The sequence below is a fragment of the Dietzia sp. DQ11-44 genome (assembly GCF_014145205.1).
GTDB classification, from domain to species: Bacteria; Actinomycetota; Actinomycetes; order Mycobacteriales; family Mycobacteriaceae; genus Dietzia; species Dietzia natronolimnaea.
Genome location: NZ_JAALEC010000224.1, coordinates 1 through 1,640, shown reverse-complemented (window position 1 = coordinate 1,640; position 1,640 = coordinate 1). Strand labels below are relative to the sequence as shown.

Sequence of the window (1,640 nt, the reverse complement as noted above, 5' to 3'; positions counted from 1 at the left end):
GCGCCCACGCGCGATCGGGGATCTCGCCCCCGGGCAGGCAGCGGACCTCGTAGCGGAACAGGCGCGACCGCCCCAGCCAGCGCAGACCCACCGGGCCGGTCGCCACGACCCCGCTCGATCCGCTGAGCGGCCCCCAGGCCGGCGCCATCTCGACGACATGAGGGCCGCGCTCGGTGAAGACCTCCAGCGCGGCGTGGAACAGCGGCCGTCCGGGGCGGTGTTCGCGACGCGCGTGATACGACTCCCACCAGCGGCTCGTATGGATCGCGACGTGCCCACCGGCACCGACCGGCAGCCACCACAACTCCACCCCCGTGTCGCTCACACGGCCTCCCGCACAGCCCGCGCCGCGCTCAGGGACACCGGGAGATGCCCCAGGGCGAGTACGACGGCAGCCGCCGCGATCCACGGACTGCTCAGCCAGCCCGCGGCGGTGAGGAACACCATCACCGGCAGGATCGCCATCGGGGCGGGCACGCGGCGCCACCAGTACAGGGACTCGGCGTGGCGACCCGTCGCCAGATACCGGGCCCACAGGGCGTAGTAGGCGGCCAGCGCGGAGATCGCGGGAACACCCCACCACCAGACGATCGTGCCCGAGGCGCCCACCGCCGGAACCACCAGGCACAGGACCTGGCCGGCGCGCTCGGTCCAGCGCACCGGGCCGGGCACCGACGACCGCGGAAGCGGCTCCCGAGGGGGGAAACGCGCCAACAGGAGAGACGGGGCGAGCACCGCGAGGCTGAGGATCAGGCCTTCCGGGTGGAACTCCACGAGGAGATGCTAGCGCCGCGCCCCGACACATATCGGCGGTCATGGCGTCGTCCGGGCCGCCGACGTGGTGGTCAGGTCAGGTGGTCGTACTCGCCGTCGACCCACCTGGCGTACCGCTCGGCCGAGCGTTGGACGGCGGCGCCGGCGTCGCGGGGGACGCAGCCGCCGAAGTTCGCGTAGATCCGGTCGACGTGGTAGCGCGAGACGTGCTCGGCGATGCGCCGGACCACCGCGCCGGACAGGGGCATCCAGTTGGGGAACGAACGCATGAACGTGACCCAGCGCGGATCGGCGACGGTGCCGATGGTGTCGCCCGTGAACAGCACCCCCCGGCCGTCGCGCGCGGTCCAGTGGACCACCGCGCTGCCGGGGAAGTGGCCGCCGGGCTGTGAGGCCCGGACCCCCGGCAGGATCTCGATCTCCTCACCCGGGTGGCCGCCGCCCCACACCACGGTGTTGCGGGGCCGCAGACCGAGCCAGTGCTCGTCCGGTGCGGAGACGTAGACCGGGGCGTCGTCGAAGGCGGCCGACCACAGTGACTGGACCCCGTACATGTGCGGGTGGGAGGCGATGAGGGCGGAGATGCCACCCCATCCGCGCACCGCCGCGACGGCCTCCTCGCTGATGTGGTTCGGCGCCTCGACCATCACGTTCCCGTGGTCGGTGCGGATGAGCGCCGGCTTCTGCCCGATCCCGGGACAGTCCCGGTGGACCAGGTTGATCACGTCCGCCTCGCGCTCCATGAACTCGATGCGCGCGCCGCGCGCGGCCGACGCCTCGGGGTCGGTCCACCGCTGGCCGCCGGCGGGGACGAACTGGCGCTCATCGGCGCAGATCGGGCACACGTCGGGCACCGGCTCGGCCCG

Annotated in this window: 2 protein-coding genes and 1 pseudogene; all 3 read right to left on the bottom strand. The window is 73.4% G+C overall.

The features are described 5' to 3' along the window. A pseudogene (locus tag G6018_RS06535) lies at positions 1-325 on the bottom strand (hypothetical protein); the annotation flags it as partial. Then, a complete protein-coding gene (locus G6018_RS06530) occupies positions 322-774 on the bottom strand; it encodes a hypothetical protein (protein WP_182639203.1) in 453 nt (150 codons plus the stop codon). The gene G6018_RS06530 and the pseudogene G6018_RS06535, both read right to left, overlap by 4 nt. A 71-nt stretch (positions 775-845) precedes the next feature. Then, the coding region (locus G6018_RS06525) for an MBL fold metallo-hydrolase (RefSeq protein WP_187700929.1) at positions 846-1,640 on the bottom strand (795 nt) is incomplete at its 5' end.